Genomic DNA, 24,491 nt, shown 5'->3' with positions numbered 1-24,491 from the left:
TCAAAACTCTTATGAAACAAATTTCGAAAAGAACAAATCCAATTTACCCAAACGCTGAATATTCAGCGCTTCAAATACTTCAATTTTTTGTACTTATTTGTTTCGTGCTTTACTTTGGAAAAACGCTTTTTATCCCTCTCAGTTTTTCATTGTTAATCAGTTTCATTCTGTTTCCCGTTTGTAAATGGATGGAAAAAAAGGGAGTAAGTAAAACTTTAGCCATTTTAATTTCCCTTTCTTTTATACTAGTTTTTGCAGTCACCCTTTTTTATTTACTTTTTATGCAAATAAACCAGTTCTCCCATGAATGGGAACCATTCAGAAAAAAACTTCTGGAAACATTAAATCAAATCAGTGTCTATATTGCACAGCGGTTTGAAATCAGCATGGAAGAACAACTTGAATTTTTTAAAAACTCTATTAATAACTCTGGCTCACAGGCTCTTTCCTTTTTGCGGAATGCCGCATATTCATTTTCACAAATCTTTTTTTACCTCTTGATAATTCCCGTTTTTTCGGCTCTCATACTCTATCATCGTCAAATACTTGCTAACGTTCTTTACCAGATTTTTCCAGCTGAAAGAAAAGAAACCATAAAAGAAATTCTGACCGAAACTATACATGCTTATTATAATTTCATAAAAGGAATGCTACTGGTTTACCTAATCGTCGGTATATTAAACAGTGTTGGCCTCGCAATCGTTGGCATTCCTCATCCTGTTCTGTTTGGATTTATTGCATCCATTCTCACTTTCATCCCTTATATCGGAATCTTGATTTCCTCTCTCTTACCTATAGCTATTTCCTGGATTACATTCAATTCAATTTGGTACCCTTTGGGCGTTATTATTGTTTTTTCCATAGTTCAAATTCTTGAAGCCTATGTGATATTCCCTTTTGCGGTAGGAAGTCGTCTAAAAATTAACACACTCGTAATCATCATCATGATTACGGCAGGCGGAATATTATGGGGCGCGGCCGGAATGATCCTTTTCATTCCCTTTGCCAGCATAGCCAAGCTAATTGCCGATCGAACGGAAAGTTTAAAAACATTATCCCTGTTATTGGGAGATGGCGAACCTCAAAAAACAAAGTGATAATATGATTTACAAAGCCGGATAAATACTCGCTTTGGATTAAATAAAAAAACCACAAGAATATACTTGTGGTTTTTTCAGAACTGAACAGTTTTAAAAAAATATTACTGTTTTGTGTCTATTCCATTTTGATCGATTAGATACATCAAAGAAGCCATAGTAGCAGCTCCAAGTTCTAATTCTCTTTTATCCACCGCATCAAATTTATCGTTTGCAGCGTGATGGTAATCAAAATAGCGCTGTGAATCTGGCTTTAAACCTGCTTTTACAATGTTTTTAGAAGTTAACGGCCCAATATCTGAACCACTATGTCCTTTTACAAAACTATGAATTAAATAAGGCTCAAATACCTTTGTAAAGCTTGCTATTTTATCAAATTGAGCATCATCACATTCTAAAGAAAATCCCCTTGGACTGAAACCACCTGAGTCACTTTCTAGGGCGAATATATGATTCTCATTATTTGCTAAAGAAAGCTCCTCATATTTTTTACCGCCTCTAAGTCCATTTTCTTCATTCATAAAAAGAACAACGCGAATCGTATTTTTGGGTTTATATCCAAGATTTTTAAAGATGTTTACTACCTCCATGCTTTGGACTACTCCTGCTCCATCATCATGGGAACCATCAGCTAGATCCCAAGAGTCTAAATGTCCACCTACAACCATTATCTTGTCAGGATGTTCCGTTCCTTTGATTTCTCCCACCACATTATGAGACAATACATCATCAAATTGCTCGCAGGATTGTTTGAAATAGAATTTCAATTTGGAGTTGCTTTTTAGCTTTTTAGATAGTAATTCAGCTCCGTTTGTACTAATCGCAGCCGTTGGAATGTATTGCGATTTTGGAATATCACCGTAACTCTGAGCACCCGTATGAGGAAAGTCATCCAGTCTCAAGTTCATGGAACGCACGATTGTACCCACCGCTCCAAACTTTGATGCTTCTTTGGCCCCATCATATCTTTGATCCACAGCACCGGAATAAGCATGAAATGACTCTATTTGTTCATTATCCATTGGACGGTTATAAAACACTATTTTACCTTTAATTTTATCCGTTCCTAAGGCTGCTAATTCTTCCAAACTTTGCACTTCTATCACTTCAGCGATAAGTCCGCTTTTTGAAGTGGCAATCGAACCTCCTAACGCGCAGATAGGCACATTCGTTTTACTTTTATTGTCAAGAATATAGGCAGTTTCTTTTTCGCCTCTCATCCATTTAGGGACCATCACTTCTTGAAGATAAACCCGATCAAAACCTAACGTTTCCATTTGCGCCCTGGTATATTGCACCGCTTTTTCAGCACTAGCAGAACCCGACAAACGAGAACCAATTTGATTGGATAGATGATCCAACCAAGAATAACATTTAGAATTGGTTAACGAGGATTTATAAATTTCCTTGATCATTTTTTCTTCATTCGTTTGTGCAAAAAGAAAAAAACTATTTAGAACCAAAACAACAGAGACTATTGACTTTTTCATTAAATTTTTTATTATCATTTAGAATTCAAATGTATTAAAAAACAAGTTGGGTATAACTATTAAAAAATAATTATACCCAACCCATAAAATTGTGAAATGAATTTATAACACTTGCAGGAGATCCCTATTTTAATTCATTAGTTCGAAACTAATCGCTGTTCCTCCTCCTGGAGCTAAATTCAAATTGATTTTTGATTTACTAGTTACTGTTACTGTTCTTATTTTATAAGCGATAGGATTTGTTTTCCAATCGGCATTTTTTGCATCTTCATAGATGATGGCTTTATACTTTTGTCCTTTAGTCAAGAAATCCAATTTGATTTCAGATTCTCTTGCGTTTTCATCGGTAATTGCTCCTAGGAACCAAGATTCTGAACCTTTGGCTTTTCTAACTACTGTTAAATAATCACCCGGTTCAGCTTGAAGATATTTACTTTCATCCCAATCTACAGCTACGTCTTTTATAAACTGAAAAGCATCTGGATATTTTTCATAATTTTCAAGTAAATCAGCTGCCATTTGAATTGGAGAATACATGGTTACGTATAAGGCTAATTGTTTGGCTAAAGTCGTGTGAACCTGCTCGGTTTTACTTTTATCATAATAACTCATTTTGATTTCAAAAATACCCGGTGTATAATCCATTGGTCCTCCAAGAAGTCTTGTGAATGGTAAAATAGTCTCATGCATTGGCGGATTTCCCACACTCCATGCATTAAACTCATTACCACGGGCGGCCTCGGCAGCAACATAATTTGGATACGTTCTTCCGTAACCTGTTGGGCGTGAAGACTCATGTGAATTCACCATTAATTTATAATCGGCCGCACGTCTGGCAACAAAATTAAAATGATTGACCATCGTTTGGCCGTCATGAAATTCTCCTCGTGGAATAATTTTACCCACATAGCCTGTTTTTACAGCGGGATAATCATATTTAACCATGTTCTCGAAAGCGCGATCCAAATGGCGCTCATAATTAGCTACAGAGCCCGAGGTTTCATGATGCATGATCATTTTCACATTTTTTGATTTCGCATAAGCCGAAATGGCAGCGATATCAAAATCAGGGTAAGGTGTTGTGAAATCAAAAACCTCTTCCTTCCAGTTTCCGTTCCAATCTTCCCAACCTACATTCCATCCTTCTACCAATACACCATCAAAACCATTTTTAGCTGCAAAATCAATGTATCTTTTTGTGTTCTCTGTAGTAGCACCGTGTTTTCCTGAAGCCTTAGGAGCATCTGCAAAATTAGTAGCGTTTTGAGAGCCTGCATAATCCCATGTTGATTTCCCTACATGCATTTCCCACCAGATTCCAACATACTTCATCGGTTTAATCCAAGATGTATCTTCAATTTTTGACGGTTCATTTAAATTCAAAATCATTTTAGAACTAACAATATCTCTTGCATCATCACTAATCATAATTGTTCTCCAAGGAGATACGCAGGGAGTTTGTAAATACGCTTTGTCACCGATGGCATTAGGAACCAATTGAGCTGTTAATTTGTACTTGTTAACATCTACATTAAGGTGCATTACTGGGTAATTAACTACTGCTGCTTCAAAAATATTAACATATAATCCAGCATCCGATTTCATCATCAATGGAGATTGAACGATATGTTTTCCGGGAATTGATTTTACGCCAATACCATTATTCATATCAATTTTAGAATTATCAATTTCTGATAACTTTGTTTCATTGTACTCATATTCATTACTATCAAAATCTCCTGGAATCCAAAAGGTTTTATAGTTTTCAGTCAAATTGAATTGCGTAACCTCATCAGAAATAATAAAATAATTTAACTCTGTTTGCTTTGGAAAATCATATCTAAAAGCAATTCCCTCGTCAAAAATTCTAAAAATGACATTCATTTTTACATTTGTTTCGTTTTGAATAAGCGAAACTGTTAATTCATTATAATGATTTACAATTGAAGACTGTTCTCCTAAAACAGGTTTCCAAGACTCATTGAAAGTGGCATTTTTTGTCCCTAGGATAGTGAAGTTTGCATCCAGAGCAGGCTTTTCTTTCAGTTTGATACCCATTGCGCTTTCTTGCACCACATCCTTATTTTTATAGCTTACAGTATAAGTTGGTTGTCCTTTTGCTGTAAGTTTAAAATCTAAAGTGATTTTTTTTGATGGTGATGCCACACTTTGTGCTTGAAGTAAGCTCAGAGTGAAAAACAGAATACCTGATAAAAAATGTTTCATATTTTTGTTTTTTTGTTTTTAGTAGGGCTAAAATAGTAAAACCATATTTAACAACTAGCCACCATTACATAATTAGATATTCCTTTTAAAAAAACCCTTCGGTAATTAAACCGAAGGGCACACCAAGTTAAAACAAAACCAAACTATTTATTTAACTCAAAACCAACTTTATTTTCTGTGTCTGAGCTTCCGCCAATAAAAGCTTCAAATTTTCCCGTTTCAGCAACAAATTCCAAATCAGAGTTATAAAATTTCAAATCTTCAGATGAAATTTCAAATGTCACTGTTTGTTTCTCTCCTCTTTTAAGGGCTATTTTTTGAAAGCCTTTTAATTCTTTTACGGGTCTAGTTACTGAACCAACTACATCTCTTAAATACAGTTGAACTACTTCTTTTCCTTCATAATTTCCAGTATTCGAAACTTCAACACTAACATTGATCTTCTCATTGAAATTTATCTTCTCAGAAGAAATTTTCAAATTTGAATAATCGAATGTGGTGTAACTTAATCCAAAACCAAAAGGGTATAAAGGCTCGTTTCTTTCGTCAATATAATTCGATTTGAATTTTTCAAATTTTCCTTCTTTATTACCTATTGGTCTTCCAGTATTTTTATGACTGTAGTAAATAGGCACCTGCCCTACACTTCTTGGAAAAGTAGCCGTTAATTTTCCAGAAGGGTTTTCATCACCAAATAAAACATCCGCAATTGCGCTTCCTGCTTCACTTCCCGCGAACCATGTATTCAAAATTGCAGGTACAGTTTCATTTTCCTGTACTAGAACCAAAGGACGTCCCGTAAATAAAACTAATACTACAGGTTTTCCTGTTTTTAATAATTCTTGCAATAAATCTTTTTGTGCTTGTGGAATTTCAAGGTTCGTTCTGCTACTACTCTCTCCACTCATTTCAGCTGATTCTCCTAGGGCTGCGACGATAATATCAGATTGATTTGCGATTTTTAAAGCTTCAGCCAACAGTACCTCTTTAGTTCTGCCGTCCCTATGTAGTGTTTTTCCAAACATAGTAGCTTTTTCTTCAAAAGCAGCATAATAATCTAGATTACTTCCTTTGGCGTACAGCACATTTGCATTAGCCGCCACTTCTTTAATTCCTGCTATAAGTGATATGGATTTATCCATGTTTGTAGCCACACTCCAAGTACCTGCCATATTTTCTTTGGCATCAGCCAATGGGCCGATTACTGCAATAGTTCCTGATTTTTTTAATGGCAATAGTTGTTTTTCGTTTTTAAGTAAGACCAACGATTGAGCAGCTATATTTCTAGCTTCTAATCTATTGGAGCTAGTAAAAATTTCAGTTTTAGCTCTTTTTACATCACAGTATTTGTAAGGATCTTGAAAAAGTCCAAGATCATATTTGGCATTTAAAATAAGACGAACCGCATTATCGATTTGCTCTATAGTCACTTTATTTTCTGCCAAAGATTTCTTTAACGTAGTCAAGAAACCTTCTCCTACCATATCCATTTCAATTCCGGCATTTAGCGCTAGCGCGGATACAGTTTGTAAATCGCCCACTCCGTGTGCCATCATTTCAGGAATACCAGTGTAATCCGTCACAACAAAGCCTTTAAAGCCCCATTCTTTTCTTAATACATCAGTCATTAACCATTTATTTCCAGTAGCAGGAATTCCGTCAACTTCATTAAACGAAGCCATCACAGAACCAGCACCGGCGTCAACCGCTGCTTTATAAGGGGGAAAATAATCATTATACATTTTAATTCTACTCATATCAACGGTATTATAATCCCGTCCCGCTTCTGATGCGCCATATAAAGCAAAATGTTTTACACAGGATAAAATAGAATTGTTTTTAGAAAGATCATCTTGTTGGTAACCGTTGACCATTGCTTTTGCAATTTGGCTACCTAAATAAGCATCTTCACCAGATCCTTCAGAAACTCTTCCCCAACGTGGGTCACGAGAAATATCAACCATTGGCGAAAATGTCCAGTTGATTCCGTCAGCACTAGCTTCTTGAGCTGCAATTTGTGCACTGCGCTCGATTAATTTCATGTCCCAGGTACATGATAATCCTAGCGGAATAGGAAAGGTAGTTTCATAACCGTGAATGACATCCATGCCAAAAAGCAATGGAATTTTCAATCGACTTTTTTCAACAGCCACTTTTTGAACTTCTCTAATCTTTTGTGCCGACTTAATATTAAATAAACCGCCTACTTTACCTTCTTCTATGTTTTTAGCCACATTAGAGCTGTTAGCAGCTCCTGTGGTGATATCTCCTGATGTAGGTAAATTTAATTGTCCAATTTTTTCATCCAAAGTCATCTTTGCAATTAAATCAGCTACAAACTCTGCTTTTGGTTTAATTTCAACTACTTTTTTTGACGCTTTTTTTTGGCTGTAGCCAAATAGAGAAAAGCATAAAAACGCTATAATTAATTTGTTATTCATTTTGTTATTTTTTTGTTTGTTGGAACATCCAATCGTAAATTTCTTTGTTATCATATACTCGTGTCCAACTATCATGATTTGCATCGTCAAAAATGGTCAGTTCAATATTACTATTGCAAGGTTTCAGTTTTTTGTAAATAGCAATCGAATAATTAACATCCACAACATCATCTACTAAACCATGAAAAATTCTAATGGGAATAGATGCTATTTTACAGTTTTCAATCATAGGAACACGATCTACAAACCCTGCAATAGGTACTAAAGCAGCAAACATTTCAGGGTGCGCAAAAGCTAAATTCCATGCTCCCCAGCCTCCCATACTTAATCCTGTTAGATAAATTCTGTTGGGGTCAATATTATTCTCTTTTTGAATTTTTAAAATCAATTGGTACAATACTTCAGAGTCCCAATATTCATTATCTGGACATTGCGGAGCCAAAACATAAGCGTCTAATGAATTTGACTTCAAATATTTAAAAGGACCATGCATTTTCACTAATTCAATATCAGCTCCTTTTTCTCCAGAACCATGTAGAAAAATAATCAGAGGCTTCTTCTCTTTTGTATTTACAGGCAAATGCAATGCATAATTTAGTTCGTGGGTAGTAACGATTTCTGTTTTAATTTTCCCGTTAATCTCCTTTTGAGCATTAGAGCATACTGTTATTATTAAAAACAGAAAAAGAATAGTTTTTTTCATATCTAAAATTTTTATATTTAATGTATAACCTTTTCTAAAATCCATATTTACCAGAATGAAATCCAAGCTTTATTAGTCCTTGTTTTACTTCTGGAGCATTCATAAATAATTTCCATAGCAATCCTGTGCGGTAGTTTTCTAGCATAACGACTTCTGGACCTTGATCGATAGCTAAATACCGCTGAGCTATCCAATTATCATGTATACTATGTGCATCGTAAAAACCTGCAACACCCCAAACATCCGACTTATAATTCTCATATAGATTTCTCATAAGCGCTATTGATTCTGCCGGAGTATATACTATTGAGCTAACTGCTGCTGTTGGAGAAATAACTCCTTTATCATTACTTGGCATATGTGCATCATACCCTACACTTCCGTCGTTGTTTCTAGAATAAGAAGCTGTCAATCCCCAATAATTAGCACCGTATCCTTTGTAACCAAACGGATTTTCTATACAATGCAAATAATTGATTTTAGTTTGATTTAAATTTAGATCCCAATAATTAGCATATTGATCAGTTAACTGATTCGGATCCAAACCTAGATAGGAATAATGCGCCCAGAATAAAGGCCCTCCATATTCCTGAGCACCATTATGCTTTAAAATTAGAGGTAAATCATACTTTTTATCAGAAGATATTATCCCACCATTTCTTGCCCATCCTTCATGGTAGGCTTTTGCATCTATGGTATGTGTAGGTGAGGATGCGGCCAATACATAAGTAATTAAGCATTCATTATAACCTTCTAATGGAAAATTCATTTGCCAATCGTAAGTAGGCGACCAATGCCAATATAATTTATTTTGATTATTAGTATACCATTGCCAGTCCACACCTTTCCATAATTGATCAAATTTTTGACCTACTGCCTTTTCTTCTGTAGTTCCATCTTTAAGGTATTCTCTAACTGTTATCATCCCTGCCACTAAAAAAGAGGTTTCCACTAGATCTCCTCCATTATCCTTAGTACCAAAAGGAATTACTTTTCCTGTTGTTCCATCGATCCAATGTGGCCAAGCACCATGAAAGCGATCAGCCTTTTCTAAAAAATCAGCAATCTTACTCAGTCTTTGCACTCCTTGTTCTCTTGTGATATATCCACGAGAGATTCCTGAGACTAAACTCATTAAACCAAAACCTGATCCCCCAGTAGTAACTATATTCTGTTCAAAAGAAGGATTGGATGGAATATAACGCTCTCTTGCCATTCCAGAATTGGATTGCGCATAAGTCCAAAAATAGGTAAAAGTCTGCTTTTGTACCAATTCTATAAGTACGTCATTAGAGATTTTCTCGATAATAGGACTAGGATTAGCAGGTACATCATCTGATGTTGCTTGTTGCGTTTTTGATGATGAATCACAACTTACTGCAAATATAATTAGTAGTAATACTGCAATGTTTTTCATTTTTGTAATTTAAAAATTAAGCCAAATACCCCCTAATCACAATACAAATATTGCAATTTCAGGAAAGTATTAAACATATATTATTTAGAAATATATTTTATATAAAGTATAAGCAAATCTATTGATCCTATAAAAAAAGCTTGTTGTAGCATGAACTAAAACAAGCTTATATGCATTATTTTTTTTCAGTCAATAAAGTAGTTACCTCAGCACTGCTAAGTGGAGTATTGTATAATCTAAAATTATCTAGAGATCCACTCCATGAGTTCATCCAGCCTTCGTCTGGGTTTCCAGAACCACCTAATCTAAAGCCATTAATTTTTGCAGCATTAAATTTAATCGGCCCGTGATTAGCCCAAGTATTTGTTCCCTTTACAACACCATCAATATAAAAAGTCATAACAGAAGTGGCTTGGTCATAAACAAAAGCTAAATGATGCCATTGATTATCAAATATTACCGCAGTACCTGGAACACCTACCCATTCGAACCAATGATCACCTGTACCTTGTTCGTCTACAAATATTTTAACAACAGCATTAGTTGCGCTTCCCTCAAATAATCCGAACATAGATGCTTTAGCCCAGTTATCACTTGTTAAAGCAAAAGCAAATTCAGTTTGAGTTGGCACTCCATGTTTAGACCAGAATGCAACAGTCATACTTGATGCTGTTACAGCAAAATCATTAGCAGAAGGATAAGCAATGAACTTTTTTGGAATTCCTCCTTTTACACCCTTACCAGAGATACCCTCTGTAGCCGTTAATGGATTATCAGTTGGAAATTTTGCTCTAATATTATCAACGGCAAATTTTACCGGATCAATAGTTGTATCGTCAAAGGGAACATAAAATTTTAAAGGTCCTCCTACCGCATTAGCATCCTGAGGATAATTTCCTAATTCAGGCCTGTCCATTTCTTGACAGCTGAACAGCACCGTTGCAGCCGCAACTACAAAAGTGATTTTTTTAATAAAATGAATATGTATTTTCATAATTACTATTTTTTTTATAATTGAAATTAATAGTTTGAGTTTTGAATTAAAACACCTTGTGCTTGATCGATAGCAGTTTGTGGAATTGGATACAAAGCGTTTTTAGGTTGGTATCCTAAACCTCCCAATACTGCTGGAGCGTCACCCCAACGAACTAAATCATAAAAGCGTTCATTTTCCATCCCAAATTCAACTCTTCTCTCTTGCTTGATAGTTGCCAAAGTTGCAACCACATTTGGAAGAACATTTGCACCACCTCTTGCTCTTGCTCTCACCTGATTCAAATAGCCAGTTGCCGAAGCATTTCCTGTTTGAACTGCAGCCTCAGCAGCCATTAAAAGGACATCAGCATATCTAATTATTTTGATGTTTTCCCAAGTATTTTGTTTTAATCCTAACTTTGCTCTTACACTAGCCTCGGTATATGCTTTTTTATTCCAATACATTTGATCTAATGGCGGAGCTGCTGGTAAAGTTCCACTTCCATAACCACCATCATCTTGACCTGAAGTCAAAATAGTTTCTCCTTTTCTAGGATCACCAGCTTCAAAAGCATTAACTAAAGCGGGAGTAGGAACATTAAAACCCCAACCTAAATCCCAAACTCCTGAACCTCTTACTCCCTGCGAAACAAAATAATTATTTGAAAAACTTTGTCCAGTTGAAATAACCAATTGCTGAACTTCAAAAACAGATTCTTTTGAGTTATTACCATCAATGGAGAATAATGTCTTATATGATGGTTCTAAATTATATACTCCTGAAGTTATGATTTCTTGACTTTTTGCCAAAGAAGCTGCATAATTACCTTGATATAAATACAGTTTTGCTAGCATAGCATTTGCAAAACCTTTAGTCGCTCTACCTGGAAAAGACAACCAGCTCGCTGGTAGCGTTTGGCTAGCAAACTCTAAATCCGCTTTGATGAAAGCATCAACTTGCGCAACAGTAGATTTTGCTTTAACCCCATCAGAAGGAACTACAACTTTGTTTTCAATCAAAGGTACTTCGCCATAATCCCTTCTTAAATCAAAATACAAAAATGCTCTTAAGACTTTAGCTTCTGCTTTATTAACCATTGTACCATTATCAGTCAAACCTGATTTTTCAATTGCATCGATCAAATCATTACAGGCATAAATTACCTTGTAGTGGTCATTCCAGTTATTCCCGTTAAAAAAAGATGTTTTTGAATAATTAAAATTGTCAAACGAGTTTGCTTGTTCGGCTTGATCAGTAGGAGAACTTCCTTTGGCTGCATCATCGGAACGAATACATTGAAACCAATATCTCGTCCAGTCTGAAACTGCCGAAGTTCGAAGTTGTCCATATAATCCAAATGCTTGAGCTTCGAATCCTCCAGCACTTAAATCCCCATCTACTGCTGTCCCTAAAGGCTTAGTATCTAAATCCGTACATGAAGAAAAGGATGTTAAAATAAGTACTGCAAATAATGAATACTTAATTCGTAATGAAATATATTTCATATCTTAAATTTTTAATTTTATTAAAATGTCGCACTAAAACCTATACTTGTTATTACAGGTAAAGGATATCCTCCGTTATCAATACTAAACTCAATAGGAGATCCACCTGCTTCAGGAGTGAAACCTGAATTGTGTTTCCAAGTATGTAAATTTTGAGCATTTAAGAACAGTTTCATACTTTGAAAAGTAATGTTTTGTGCACTAAACGGTTTAAAGTTATAGGCCAATTGTACATTTCTAATTCTGATATAACTACCGTCTTCTACATTATAAGTAGAATTTAATTTGTTATATCCTGAAGCTTCAGATAATCTAGGCTCCCAATTTGACGTTCCAGCTCCAGTCCATCTGTCTTCTCTTGCATCTCTATAGTTAAATTGAGCAAAAGTACTGCCGTTACCCCAGTTTCTCCATACTTCATTTCCATATACTCCTTGTAAATCAATAGCTAATGAAAATTTATCATAGCTTACGCTTGTGCTAAAACCATAAGTAAAGTCTGGTGTAGGATTTCCAATTACCTTTCTGTCATCAGTAGTAATTGTTCCATCTCCGTTAACATCTTTATATTTAAAATCACCAGGACCATAACTACCTAAGGTACTAACAGGTGAAGATAAAACATCAGCATAAGATTGGTATATCCCCTCCACTTCATATCCGTAGAATGAACCTATAGGATTACCTGCACTTGTACGAGTTGGACCTGAAAAGATTTCATATCCAGGTTCGAAAACTGAATTAACTTTGTTGTTGAGCGTAGTTAAGTTTCCGCTAATAGAATAAGAAAATTTGTCTGAAACCTTGTCATCCCAAGATGTAGAAAATTCAAAACCTTTATTTTCAATTTCCCCAGCATTTGTATAGAAATTTTCGTTTCCTTGCGTAACAAAAACCAATAAATCTTTGGTAGTTTTATTGTAATAAGTAGCATCAAAACTTAAACGATCTTTAAAAGTAGTTAATTCAAAACCACCTTCATAAGATGTTACCGTTTCCCATTTTAAATTGTCTGTATTTCTATATGCCAAGACAAAAGCAGGTACTAAAGTAGAACCAAATACTGCTGATGCACCGGTAGTATAATTAGGTAAATACGGATAATGAACCGCATTATATTGATTTCCAAGTTCTCCATAAGAACCTTTAATTTTCAAAGTGTTAATACCGCTGTTCTCCATGAATTTTTCTTTTCCTAATTCCCAGGCAGCACCTATAGACCAGAAGTTTTGATCTCTTGTGTCTTTAGGCAATTCAGAAGAAGAATCTCTTCTAAAAGATCCATTTACGATATATTTTCCTTTGTAATTATATAAGGCACGAAATAAAGTAGAAGTAGTTGCTCTTTCCCATTGCTCAGAATTTGAAACCCTTGTAGCTTGATCTCCATAAGGAAATACATTTAAATACCACCATCTAGGATCATTTGGTATCGGCTCGCCCCCTATCTTTTGCTTCACAGAACCACTGATACTTTCTAAATATTCTTGAAAAGAATTGTAACCAGCTAAAAATGTTAAACTATGATCTCCAAATTTTTTATTATATGTTAATAAATAATCTTGTTGAAAATTTTGGACAGTTGTATTGTATTGAGATACACTTGTCAAAGTTCTACCAGAATAAGATGTAACTTGATTGCTTTCAGCAGCAAATACATCAATTAATGGCACATAACTTCTTCCCTTTCTAATATCCATATCCCCTGAATATCCAATTCTAAAAGTAAAGTCCTTTAATAATTTTAATTCTCCATAAACATTACCTACAAATCTATATTGATTATTAATATTTGTATCAGATTCTTCATTAACTGGAATCAAAGGATTTCCAATTTGTGCACCTCCAATTTGAACTGGCAATTGATTATAAACACCATCTGCGTTGTAAGGACTAACAATAGGAGTTGCATTTAATGCCGAACCAAAGTTATTACCAACAGGTAGTTTTGATTTTATTCCATTTAATCCTATTCCAAATTTTAATTTATCAGAAACCTTAACCTCGTCATTTACATTAAATGTAATTTTTTGTAAATTTTCATTGCGGATAACACCTTCTTCTTTTAAAAATCCAAACCCTAAACTTAACTTATTATTGTCAGTAGCGCTTTGAATACTTAGGTTAGTATTTTGTACTATCGCTCCTTTATTCTCTATTTGGTTAATCCAATCTGTATCACTATTAAATAAATTATAATAAGCATAAGGAGGAGCACCATCGTTTACTCTTTGCTCATCATACAATTGCTTAAATAGCGCTGCATTAGCAACTTTTGGTGTACCTACAATACTTTTAACCCCTGTAGAAGTGTTGAAGTTTATACTCATTTTACCTGCTTTACCTTGCTTTGTTGAAACAAGAATAACACCATTTGCACCTCTTACCCCAAAAATGGCTAAAGAAGAAGGGTCTTTAAGAATTTCAATAGACTCGATATCATTAGAGTTGATATAGCTTATATCAGTACTAAAAATTCCATCAACAACATATAAAGGTTTAGTTTGATTTCTACTAACAGTCCCTCGTATACGGATGTCTGGTTCTTGTCCCGGTCTACCTGAGTTTACCACAGATAAACCTGCAACTTTACCTTGTAAAGAGGCAACTGGATTAGCATTTGGTTTATCTGCTACAGTTTTACCTTCAATTTTAACAATAGAGCCCGTTAAATCTCTCTTTTTTGCGCTACCATAACCGATAACTACAATTTCATCCAATTGCATACTCTTTGAAACTTGCATTGTTATAACCATAGGCGTACTTTTAGCCCCTACAGTTAAAGTTTCAAAACCAATCATTGAAATTTTCAGTCCCTCACCGCTTTTAGCGTTGATACTAAAATTCCCGTCAAAATCAGTATCAGTATTGGTATTTGAATTAAGGGCGATAATTATTGCTCCTGGAATTCCCAAACCCTCTTTATCTAATACTTTTCCCTTTATTACTTGACCAGACATATAAGCTGGGAGTAGAATGAGTGCTAAAAAGCTAAAAATAAAATTTCTCATGTATTAATAGTTTGTTAAAGTTAGTGGAGCCAAATTAGATAATTACAACGTTATAGTAACTATAAAGAAATTACTACACAGCCACATCATAAGATTAAAACAGAGCAAACGATCAACGTTTTAAAGCGACTATGATTGATATATGAGTACCAGACTACATCACTATGATGTAGTAATGATGAGTTGTAATTACGTAGAAAAAAGATTAAAATAATATAATATCTATAAAAATAAAACCTTTTTTATATCATTAATAAAAATTTAGATAGATTTTCATCCTGAATAAGGTTTAATTTCTTTCTAAGGCGGTAGCGATGCAGTTCTACACCTCGATATGAAATATTCATCATTGGAGCAATTTCTTTTGACGAAAGGTTCATTTTTAAATAGATACAAAGTTTAATATCCTTTCGAGTTAGATTTGGAAACTTTTTAGAAAGGTTTATTATAAACTCATTGTGAATCTGATTCAAATTAGTCTCAAATGTTTCCCACTCATGCTTATTTACAGCATTAATTTTAATGGCTTTTTTAATTTCACTTTTTAGTTTATTAAAATCTGACTCATTATCTAAAATAGTTTGAATACTTTCAATCATTTCACTTTGTTTCGCTATAGAAAGTGATTTACCAGCAACCTCTGAAGATTTAGATTGTAATTCTAGTTCTAAAATGTGCTTTTCATACTCTTGGCTGTTCAATTCATTTTCTGACTTAAGTTCAATCTCAAGAATTTTCTTTTGATGCTTCAGTTCCTCTTCTCTCAATTCTAGTTTTTGAATATATCGCATTTTATTCCATTTATAATAAACGTATAAAATTGTGCCCACCAAAAATAGATACAATAAAACCATCCAAAAAGAAAAATACCATGGTTTTGACACCGTAAAACTAAAAGTAGAGACTTTAGTATATTGTAATCCATCATGCTTGTAAACATTTAGAATGTGATTACCATTATCTAAATTATTCAAAATAATCAACCCTTCCTTAACCGGAATAAAATCTGATGATTTATCAACCTTATAAAACAAACTCGGTTTTCCAGCTCCATAAAGCCCGGAAACCACATTTATATTTAAATCTGAATTATACTTTATTCTTGATTGGTCATCGATTAGGTTCCCATTATTAAAAGCTTCGATCCTAATTTCATGATTAGTTTTAGTGTTGTTTGCTACTTGAAGAGATATAAATCCGTCATCCAAGTTTAATAAATAGCTATTCTTATCTTTAAATATTTTTAAATTATCATTTATGATCTTACCTTCATAATATTTTTCTTGGATGCTATTCCAAACAAATTTATTTCCATTCACGGTGATAGGGTACAAAACCCCCTCTTTTAAAACCATAAAATGTCCGTTATCTATAGCTACAATATCTGAAATGTTTCTAAAATTAGAATTAAACAACTCATTCTTCTCTAACTGCTTCGTAATGGAATTATAAGTGTACCATGAATTATGAATTAAAAAGAGAATTTCTGTTCTAAACTCAAATATCTTCACTCCAAAATCATTAGCAATACTATTCATTTGGCTCACATTTTCCACATGGATAGTTTCATAATTCTCATTTAACTGAATTCGATACAAGCCTCTGTAATTATCCGCCGCCCAAATTTCATTTTTTTTATTTTGAGCAACATATTTTATAGGCTTCAAAAGACCTTTTATATCAACCTTTTTAGACAAGTCATTGCCGTCATTGTAAATAGTAATCCCACTGTATGTTGCCTGCAAATACGAATTATCAATATTACTTTTCGTAAGGTTCCATCCCCCATTTCTATCATTTAATTTAGAGAAAATATTGTTTTCATAAATGAAAGTACCTTCATTATGACCAATAAGATATTTACTGTTTATTTTACTAATATTCCAAGCCTGCCCTTGCATACTTGGAACTGATGAGAAATGCTTGTCTTCATATTTAAAAACACCATGATTAGAAGCCATTAAATAGCCTTTATCAGTGGTTGCAACTGAATATACAGAACCTAAAACTCCAGAATTATCAGAAAAAATAGAAATAGGTGTATTGACTTCGATGTGCGCAATCCCATTGTCGAGTCCCAACCACAAATCATTTTCTTTATCTAAACCAATGCTCAAAATAGAATTATTCATCAATACATTATTTCGATTGATGTTTTTATAAGTATCATTGCTTAAGTCTAAAACATAAATACCTTCGCTTGCAGTTCCTATTACCAGTTTATTATTCTTAATGAACTTAGCAACATTGATATTTGCCATTTTTAAAGTTTCATTCAAAGGGTTTTTCCAAGAACTTAAACTTCCTTTTTCGTCAATATAAACGCCATTCTTTTTAGTAAAGATGTATGTTTTATTTTTATACTTTTCAATGGAATGAATGACATTATTCTCTAAAACACCCCAACGTTGTATTTTTTCAACTTTCGAGTTTCTCATTCTAAAAACTCCTTTCTCCACAGATGCGATTAAAATTTGATTATCAACTATAAAGCAATAAGAAACAAGAAATGGAAGTTTCATTTTCTTAATAAATTTACCGTCATAAATAAAAAGGATATTAAACGATTGAAAATAAATTTTATCCTTAAATTTAAAAATCTTCCAAATTTCCTCGTTCTCATTTTCATCAAAAACCTTATTGCCCTTGGAAATGGAAACATAATTCATCTTCCCTCCTGTTCGAGACCAATATCCAAATTCCTTGTAGGAACCCGAATAAAGCTTATCTCCATCTACCATGATCGAACGGATAATGGTTTTATCAGGCAACATATACTTTTCCCACTTCACACTATTATAACGTAATAAATAATGGTTATTAGCAAAATACATAGCATCGTCATTTCCCTGGGCTACATTCCAAATTTGGTTATCCCCTTGATAATTCGATTTACTGTAGTTTTCTACAAAAGGGAGTAAGTCCTGAGCATACAATTGAAGAGATAAAATATAGAAAAAGAGTAGTGATATTGTCTTAGCTTTCAATGCGAGAAGTTTTTTTGTTTTCAAATATAATTACATTTATTCGATTTTTGGACATAAAAAAGCCTCTCATATGAGAGGCTTTAGAATACTATAGTATATGATTTTAGTTCAAAAGTAAATTATAAACCTGATTGGAAATTTCTAATTCTTCGTTAGTCGGAATCACCATGATTTTTGTTCTGGAAGTTAAAGTGTTAATTTCCCTTATTTCTTTTGAACGAATTTCATTCTTTTCCATGTCTATTTCAATACCGAAATAATCCATATCCGTACACACTAATTTTCTGATATAAGATGAGTTTTCACCGATTCCAGCAGTAAAAATTATAGCATCGAGGCCATTCATTGCTGCCGTGTAGGAACCAATATATTTCCTTATTCGATAAGCATTCATTGCAAGAGCTAACTGGCAATCAACATTACCCTTTTCAGCATTAGATTCAATATCTCTCAAATCACTGTATCCAGTAAGTCCGAGCATTCCGCTTTCTTTAAGCAATAAATTATTTACCTCGGTTGGTGTATATCCTAACGTATTTATCAAATAAAATATTAATGAATGATCAATATCTCCGCTTCTTGTTCCCATTATCAATCCATTTGACGGGGAAAAACCCATCGTATGATCCATACTTTTCCCATCCTGAATTGCAGTCATACTGCAGCCATTACCTAGGTGAATGCTAATTATTTTTGAACTTTTCTCTAAATATTCTATTGCTTTTTCAGAAACGTATTTGTGACTTGTTCCGTGAAAACCATACACTCGTATTTTTTTTTCAGTTAAAAGCTTGCTTGGTATCGCATATTTGTATGCTATTACTGGAATAGTCTGATGAAATGCAGTATCAAAAACGGCTACTTGTTTTGCTGTTGCAAAAATTTCTTGGGCAACATCTATCCCCTCTAAATTAGCAGGGTTATGCAGTGGTGCCAAGTCAAAAAGTTGTCTTATTTTTTCTTTGACTTCTTCATTTATAACAACCGTATTTGAAAAAGTAGCACCACCATGAACAACGCGGTGTCCTATCGCATCAATCTCTTGAGTGCTTTTAATTACTCCTATACGGTCATCCATTAATAACTGAGCAATCTTCTCTAAGCCTATTTTATGATTGGCAATTAGTAGAGATTCATCTAATTTTGTATTACTGGTTACGTAGGTAAGATTTGAAGTATCTAATCCTATTCTATCAATCATACCACTACATATTACTTCCTGCGTAGGCATATTGATTAACTGATACTTTATAGATGAACTACCTGAATTTATTATTATTATTTTCATTAAACTTAAATTTAAAAATGGAAAGATTGAAGGACGAAACAATTAACTTTTAACTCATTAAATTTTTCAATCTTTACATAAAGTTTTACAATCCCTGCGCTTGTATTGCTGTAATAACAACTGTATTGATTATGTCATCAACAGTACAACCACGGCTTAAATCGTTTACAGGCTTGTTTAAGCCCTGCAACATTGGTCCTATGGCTAATGCTCCGGTTTCTCTTTGTACTGCTTTATAAGTATTGTTTCCCGTATTTAAATCAGGAAAAATAAGTACGCTAGCCTGCCCTGCCACTTCTGAATTTGGCATTTTACTTTGACCAATTTCCATATCCACGGCTGCGTCATATTGTATAGGTCCTTCTATTTTAAGGTCAGGACGTTTTTTACGAACTATTTCTGTTGCGGCTCTTACTTTTTCTACCTCATCTCCTTTTCCTGATGATCCAGATGAATAAGAAAGCATGGCGATTTTAGGTTCTATTCCAAAAGCTAAACTTGAATCAGCTGAAGAAATCGCAATCTCCGCCAATTGCTCTGCGGTTGGATTGGGGTTAATGGCACAATCACCAAAAACAGAAACACGATCTTCTAAACACATGAAAAATATCGAAGAAACGATACAGGTATTCGGTTTCGTTTTAATGAATTGCAAAGCAGGCAAAATAGTATGCTGGGTGGTATGTGCCGCTCCAGAAACCATTCCGTCTGCATCTCCCTTATAGACCATCATTGTCCCAAAATAGGACACATCTTCCATTAAGTCTTTGGCCATTCCCAGTGTTACGTTTTTAGCTTTACGAAGCTCATAATAGGTGTTTACATAATCCTCGTACTGTTCAGATTCGATTGGATTAATGACTTTTACTTTCGAAAAATCAAAAGCGATTCCCAATTCTGCTACTTTATTTTCTATTTGTTTTTTGTTTCCAATAATTGAAATATCAACTACATCCATTGCTAATAATCGAGAAGTCGCGATTAGAATTCTATCATCATTCCCTTCAGGCAATACGATATGTTTTCTATGTTTCTTAGCTCTTTTTACCAGATTATATTGAAACATTTTTGGTGTCATTCCTTCTGCTTCAAAAGCACTCAGCTTTTCAGATAAACTGTCTAAATCAACATACTTCTCAAATGTATTTATAGAAGTCTCAATCTTTTGCGTATTATTGGCGTAGATCTTAGACTTAATATTTCCTATTCTGTTTGTGATACTATAAGTTCCTCCTTCAACAGAAATAATAGGTACAATACTAGTCAACCCTTTAATTAATTTTAAGATGCTATCATCAGGAACTATATTCCCAGTCAAAACTATTCCAGAGATCGTAGGATAGTTAGCCGATTCATTTGCCTGTAGCGCACCCAAAATAATATCAGCCCTATCTCCCGGAGTGATGACAAGGGCATTTTCCTTTAAATGCAACAAATAGTTGCGTAATTGCATGGCTCCTACACTAAAATTCCCGATTTCATTATTCAAAAATTCACCGCCAAACAGAACTTTAGCATCAAGCTCATCCACAATTTCCTTAATTGTAGGGTTGTTTAAACTAGAAATAACAGGAATGGCATTGACCAAAACCTCTTTTGGCAAGCTTGCCTTTAAACCATCCGTTACCAATTTAATATTTTCAGTCTGCACTTTATTGGCAATAACTGCCAATACTTCAACATCCTTTACCTTAAATGAGTCATAGGCCAGGTAGAGACTATCGATGAGTTCTTCTAATGTTTTACCTACTCCTGAACCCACAATAATAGTTGGAATTCCCAGGTTTTTCGCAATCAGCACGTTCATATCTAATTCAATGACTGTCCCTTCTCCGCTAAAACTGGTCCCCTCCACCAAAACAAAATCGAACTGCTCCTCTAATTTTTTATATTTCTCAATAATTAAATCCAGTACTTCCCCGATTTTACCTTTGTTTTTCTTTTTGATCAATTTGCTTTTTGTAATAGCAAAAGCATCCTCAAAAGAAATATCTAAACCAAAATGACCAATCACAGTTTCAATATGATTATCCAATTTACCATCCTCAAAATCTTCGATTATAGGTCTAAAATACCCCACTTTGGCGGTTTTACCAATAAGCATACTCATTAAACCTAGCGTTACAATTGATTTCCCACTGTTATGCTCACTTGTCGCTATATATATTGCCTTATTCATTTCCTTTATTTTTATTGTTATTCCAACTCAAATGGAGTCAATCCTTATCAGGCTACCTAAATCTATGTTACTTTTAACCTTTGTCACTTTGCTCTTCTTCTTAAAACCAATCCCTCCTTTTAAAATAGACAATCATACCCACTACGATTAGGGCCATAATACCAATAACGGCAAAATACCCGTTTTGATACTGTAATTCGGGCATGTGTTCGAAATTCATTCCATAAACACCTGCAATAAAAGTTAAAGGAATAAATATTGCCGAAACGATTGTCAAAGTTTTCATAATCTCATTCATCTTATGCGTTTGGGACGAGAAAAAAAAATTAGAGGCACTCTCCAGCATTCCCATGTCAGAATCTATTTGTTCAAGCAGCTCCAAACTTTTTTGATGTAATCGCGAAAAATAACTATACGATTCCTGTTCAATGACAGTAAATTCTTCATCTTCTTTCAACATTTTGATAGCGTATAAGGAATCCCTTAGTGGAATTATGGAACGCTTTAGGAAATTAAAGTTATCCCTGTGCTTCTCAATTCTCACTAAAATTTCTGGGTCCGCACTATTCTTTGATAAACTAATTAATTCCTCTACTTTATCTTCTTCATTTTCTATTGTAACATAAAAATTCTCAATAATGGCATCCAATAGGAGGTAGAGTAAAAAATCTACTTTTTTTGATCTGACAACACCTGAATGGTTTCGAATTCGTTCTCTGATGTGAATAAAAAAATCACTCCTTTTCTCTTGAAAAGAAATCAAAACCCCATCTTTTATCAAGAAACTTATTTGTTCTACACTGATATTATCAGAATGCTCTGTGGGCAGCATGGACTTTATATTAAAAAATAAAGTATCCGGAAATTCTTCAAGCTTTGTTCTCCTGCTGGTATTTAAGATATCAGAAAGTAGAAAGTTATCTATTTTAAAAAAAGCCCCTATACCTTCAATGATTTCAATTTCATTTAAGCCATGCAAATTAAGCCAGTTATTTTGCGCTAGATCTATGCATTTTTTAAAATCCGACATTTCAAAGTCTTCATATTCGGTAACTCTCAGGTCGTCGTACACAAACAATTGCATTTCCGCCTCAAACTTTTTGTGACGACCCGTATATTCTAATTTGCTTGACTGTGACTTTGGTCCTTTTTTAAATTTTATTTTTCTCATCCAAAACTGTTTAATAGGTAGTACTACAAAAAACTACCCGGATATTACGGATTGTTCCCTTTTTGGCATTTCTAAAATAACAGATTAATTTCAGGGAATTTTTATTGGTAACAAATATATGGACAATTTACAATTTCATTTATGACAATGATCATCTTTTAGCTCTAAAACAAAAAAACCGAACTATCGCTAGTTCGGTTTTAACATTAAATATAAAAAAAAAGGAATTAATCTTTTTGCGACGAAACAGCTAAATTGTAAATTACTAAACCAAATCCAATTTTATTAATCGCATCCGCAATGTTATAAACCACATCGATATTACCACTAGGAATAACTCCGTTATACCAGCCTGTAGTTCCCATCATATATCCTAATGGATAAATTGACCATCCAACAAGTACGAACCAACACAAAATTTTATGTGCTTTTTGAATTTCTCCACCTGCTGCCGCAGCTAATTTTGAAGCTTGGCCTAACCAAATTTCATAAACAATAAAGAAATAAGCAACTCCGGAAATGAATCCCCAAAAAGCAGCACTATCTTTCATTACTACTTCACCTAAGTAACCTGTAACTAACATTATTACAGAATAAATGATCATTTTCCATAATAAAGACTGCTTTGCACCTGCTACTTTTAGTATCAGATAAAATTCTAAACACATTAACGGTACAGTTAAAACCCAGTCTACATAACGAAAGAATGTCGGTGATTCACCAAATGAAGCCCAATAATCTCTCATGTAGAAATAATGCACCGCAGCAATAAAAGTGATTAGTCCTGAAACCAATACTGAAGTACGCCACTTTTTGTCAAACTGACTTAAAGACAAAAAGAAAAATGCTGATGCGGCCATCATAGCCATACACCCTACAAAGAACGTAAACCCTACATAATCTGTTGGCGATAATTTCCCAACTAAACCTGAAATAAACATAAATTTTGTCATAACGAAAATATTTTTAAATAATTATTTTGTTCAGTCAAATGTAGTAAAAGTTAAACAACAAAAACAATTATGTTCAATCTTTTTTGCTTAATTTTAAACAATAATTAAATTTTATGAAAAATTATTCAAATATTGCAATAGTTGTAAGCTTTTTCGGATTATGGATGGACTCCTATTTCTCGACTAAGTTACAGGTACTCTCCGGTTTCCTTTTTATTTTCACTTTTGGAATATTACACGGAGCAAATGATCTACTATTAATAAAAACTATAAATCCTAAAAAACAATCAAATTCATCACTTAAAATACTCGGATCTTACCTGTTAGTTGTTTTGATGGGAATACTTTTGTTTTATACCATTCCTGCACTGGCTCTACTATTATTCATAATTGTCAGTGCGTATCATTTTGGAGAACAGCAATGGCAAAATTTACAGAATGACTTTGCCAAATGGATTTTGGCCCTGTTTCAATTAGCATATGGATTCTTCATTTTATCGCTGTTGTTTACTTTTCACCCAGACGAAGTACAAAGCATCATATTGAATATCACAAGAATCAGCATTCTTAGTTCCTATTTTTCAATGTTGTTAACGATTTCGGGTATAGCATTTATTGGCTTATCGATCTACTTTTATTGGAAACTAGAAAAAATTAGAAAAAAACTACTCAACGAACTCTTTTATCTAGCCCTATTTACGATCATTTTTAAATCTTCGAGTCTGATATGGGGATTTGCGATTTATTTCGTCTTATGGCATAGCATTCCTTCTATAATTGATCAAATAAAATTTTTAAATGGCAACTATTCCTTTAAGCATTTTATTGCCTACTGTCGCGCAGCAGGAATCTATTGGTTGATCTCAATATTAGGAATGGCACTTCTCTATTTTACATTTAAAGAGCAGCAATTATTTCATGCCCTATTTTTCTCTTTTTTGGCCGCCATAACATTTCCGCATGCTTTAGTGATCACGAAAATGTTTCGCGGTGAAAAAGGATCAATTAAAAAATAGAGGCAAAAAAAAACCGTTCACCAAAGGCGAA

General features: G+C 33.9%; 15 protein-coding genes. 2 read left to right on the top strand and 13 right to left on the bottom strand.

The genetic code is table 11. The annotated features are described in order from the left end of the window. Window positions 1–11 precede the first annotated feature (11 nt). Complete coding sequence (locus HJ01_RS09975; RefSeq protein ID WP_007138268.1) at window positions 12–1,097, top strand: AI-2E family transporter; 1,086 nt, start codon at window positions 12–14, stop codon at window positions 1,095–1,097. A 104-nt stretch (window positions 1,098–1,201) separates the two neighbouring features. On the opposite strand, the gene HJ01_RS09970 is transcribed toward HJ01_RS09975, so the two are convergent. From HJ01_RS09970 to HJ01_RS09910, 13 genes are all read right to left on the bottom strand, one after another. Beyond that, the gene (locus HJ01_RS09970) at window positions 1,202–2,587 is read right to left on the bottom strand and encodes a M28 family peptidase (protein ID WP_040473841.1); all 1,386 of its coding nucleotides are present in this window, start codon (window positions 2,585–2,587) and stop codon (window positions 1,202–1,204) included. 129 nt (window positions 2,588–2,716) lie between these two features. Then, a complete protein-coding gene (locus HJ01_RS09965; protein WP_007138266.1) occupies window positions 2,717–4,813 on the bottom strand; it encodes a glycoside hydrolase family 97 protein in 2,097 nt (698 codons plus the stop codon). A 143-nt stretch (window positions 4,814–4,956) separates the two neighbouring features. Continuing rightward, complete coding sequence (gene bglX / locus HJ01_RS09960; protein WP_007138265.1) at window positions 4,957–7,254, bottom strand: beta-glucosidase BglX; 2,298 nt, start codon at window positions 7,252–7,254, stop codon at window positions 4,957–4,959. Between the two features lie 4 nt (window positions 7,255–7,258). Beyond that, window positions 7,259–7,957: a prolyl oligopeptidase family serine peptidase gene (locus HJ01_RS09955; RefSeq protein WP_007138264.1), complete on the bottom strand. Its 699-nt coding sequence runs from the start codon at window positions 7,955–7,957 to the stop codon at window positions 7,259–7,261. 34 nt (window positions 7,958–7,991) lie between these two features. Then, window positions 7,992–9,374, bottom strand: coding sequence for a glucoamylase family protein (locus tag HJ01_RS09950; protein WP_007138263.1), 1,383 nt, complete (start codon window positions 9,372–9,374; stop codon window positions 7,992–7,994). 175 nt (window positions 9,375–9,549) lie between these two features. Continuing rightward, a complete protein-coding gene (locus HJ01_RS09945; RefSeq protein WP_007138262.1) occupies window positions 9,550–10,368 on the bottom strand; it encodes a LamG domain-containing protein in 819 nt (272 codons plus the stop codon). 26 nt (window positions 10,369–10,394) lie between these two features. Beyond that, window positions 10,395–11,855, bottom strand: coding sequence for a RagB/SusD family nutrient uptake outer membrane protein (locus tag HJ01_RS09940; RefSeq protein WP_007138261.1), 1,461 nt, complete (start codon window positions 11,853–11,855; stop codon window positions 10,395–10,397). Window positions 11,856–11,875: 20 nt separating this feature from the next. After that, window positions 11,876–14,866, bottom strand: coding sequence for a SusC/RagA family TonB-linked outer membrane protein (locus HJ01_RS09935; RefSeq protein ID WP_007138260.1), 2,991 nt, complete (start codon window positions 14,864–14,866; stop codon window positions 11,876–11,878). Between the two features lie 242 nt (window positions 14,867–15,108). Next, the gene (locus HJ01_RS09930) at window positions 15,109–17,877 is read right to left on the bottom strand and encodes a histidine kinase (RefSeq protein ID WP_007138259.1); all 2,769 of its coding nucleotides are present in this window, start codon (window positions 17,875–17,877) and stop codon (window positions 15,109–15,111) included. A 79-nt stretch (window positions 17,878–17,956) separates the two neighbouring features. Next, window positions 17,957–19,141, bottom strand: a complete 1,185-nt coding sequence (locus HJ01_RS09925) for an acetate/propionate family kinase (RefSeq protein ID WP_007138258.1) — start codon at window positions 19,139–19,141, stop codon at window positions 17,957–17,959. An 85-nt stretch (window positions 19,142–19,226) separates the two neighbouring features. Continuing rightward, complete coding sequence (gene pta / locus HJ01_RS09920; protein ID WP_007138257.1) at window positions 19,227–21,320, bottom strand: phosphate acetyltransferase; 2,094 nt, start codon at window positions 21,318–21,320, stop codon at window positions 19,227–19,229. Between the two features lie 100 nt (window positions 21,321–21,420). After that, window positions 21,421–22,491, bottom strand: coding sequence for a magnesium/cobalt transporter CorA (gene corA / locus HJ01_RS09915; protein ID WP_007138256.1), 1,071 nt, complete (start codon window positions 22,489–22,491; stop codon window positions 21,421–21,423). A gap of 227 nt (window positions 22,492–22,718) precedes the next feature. Next, window positions 22,719–23,444 (bottom strand): bacteriorhodopsin-like, encoded by a 726-nt coding sequence (locus HJ01_RS09910; protein ID WP_007138255.1) that lies wholly within the window; start codon window positions 23,442–23,444, stop codon window positions 22,719–22,721. A gap of 113 nt (window positions 23,445–23,557) precedes the next feature. On the opposite strand from HJ01_RS09910, the gene HJ01_RS09905 reads away from it, so the two are divergent. Beyond that, window positions 23,558–24,460 (top strand): Brp/Blh family beta-carotene 15,15'-dioxygenase, encoded by a 903-nt coding sequence (locus HJ01_RS09905; protein ID WP_007138254.1) that lies wholly within the window; start codon window positions 23,558–23,560, stop codon window positions 24,458–24,460. The last annotated feature ends 31 nt before the right edge of the window (window positions 24,461–24,491 follow it).

Origin of the sequence: Flavobacterium frigoris PS1, assembly GCF_000252125.1 — a bacterium.
Lineage (GTDB): Bacteria > Bacteroidota > Bacteroidia > Flavobacteriales > Flavobacteriaceae > Flavobacterium > Flavobacterium frigoris_A.
This window is presented reverse-complemented; position numbering and strand designations above follow the sequence as displayed.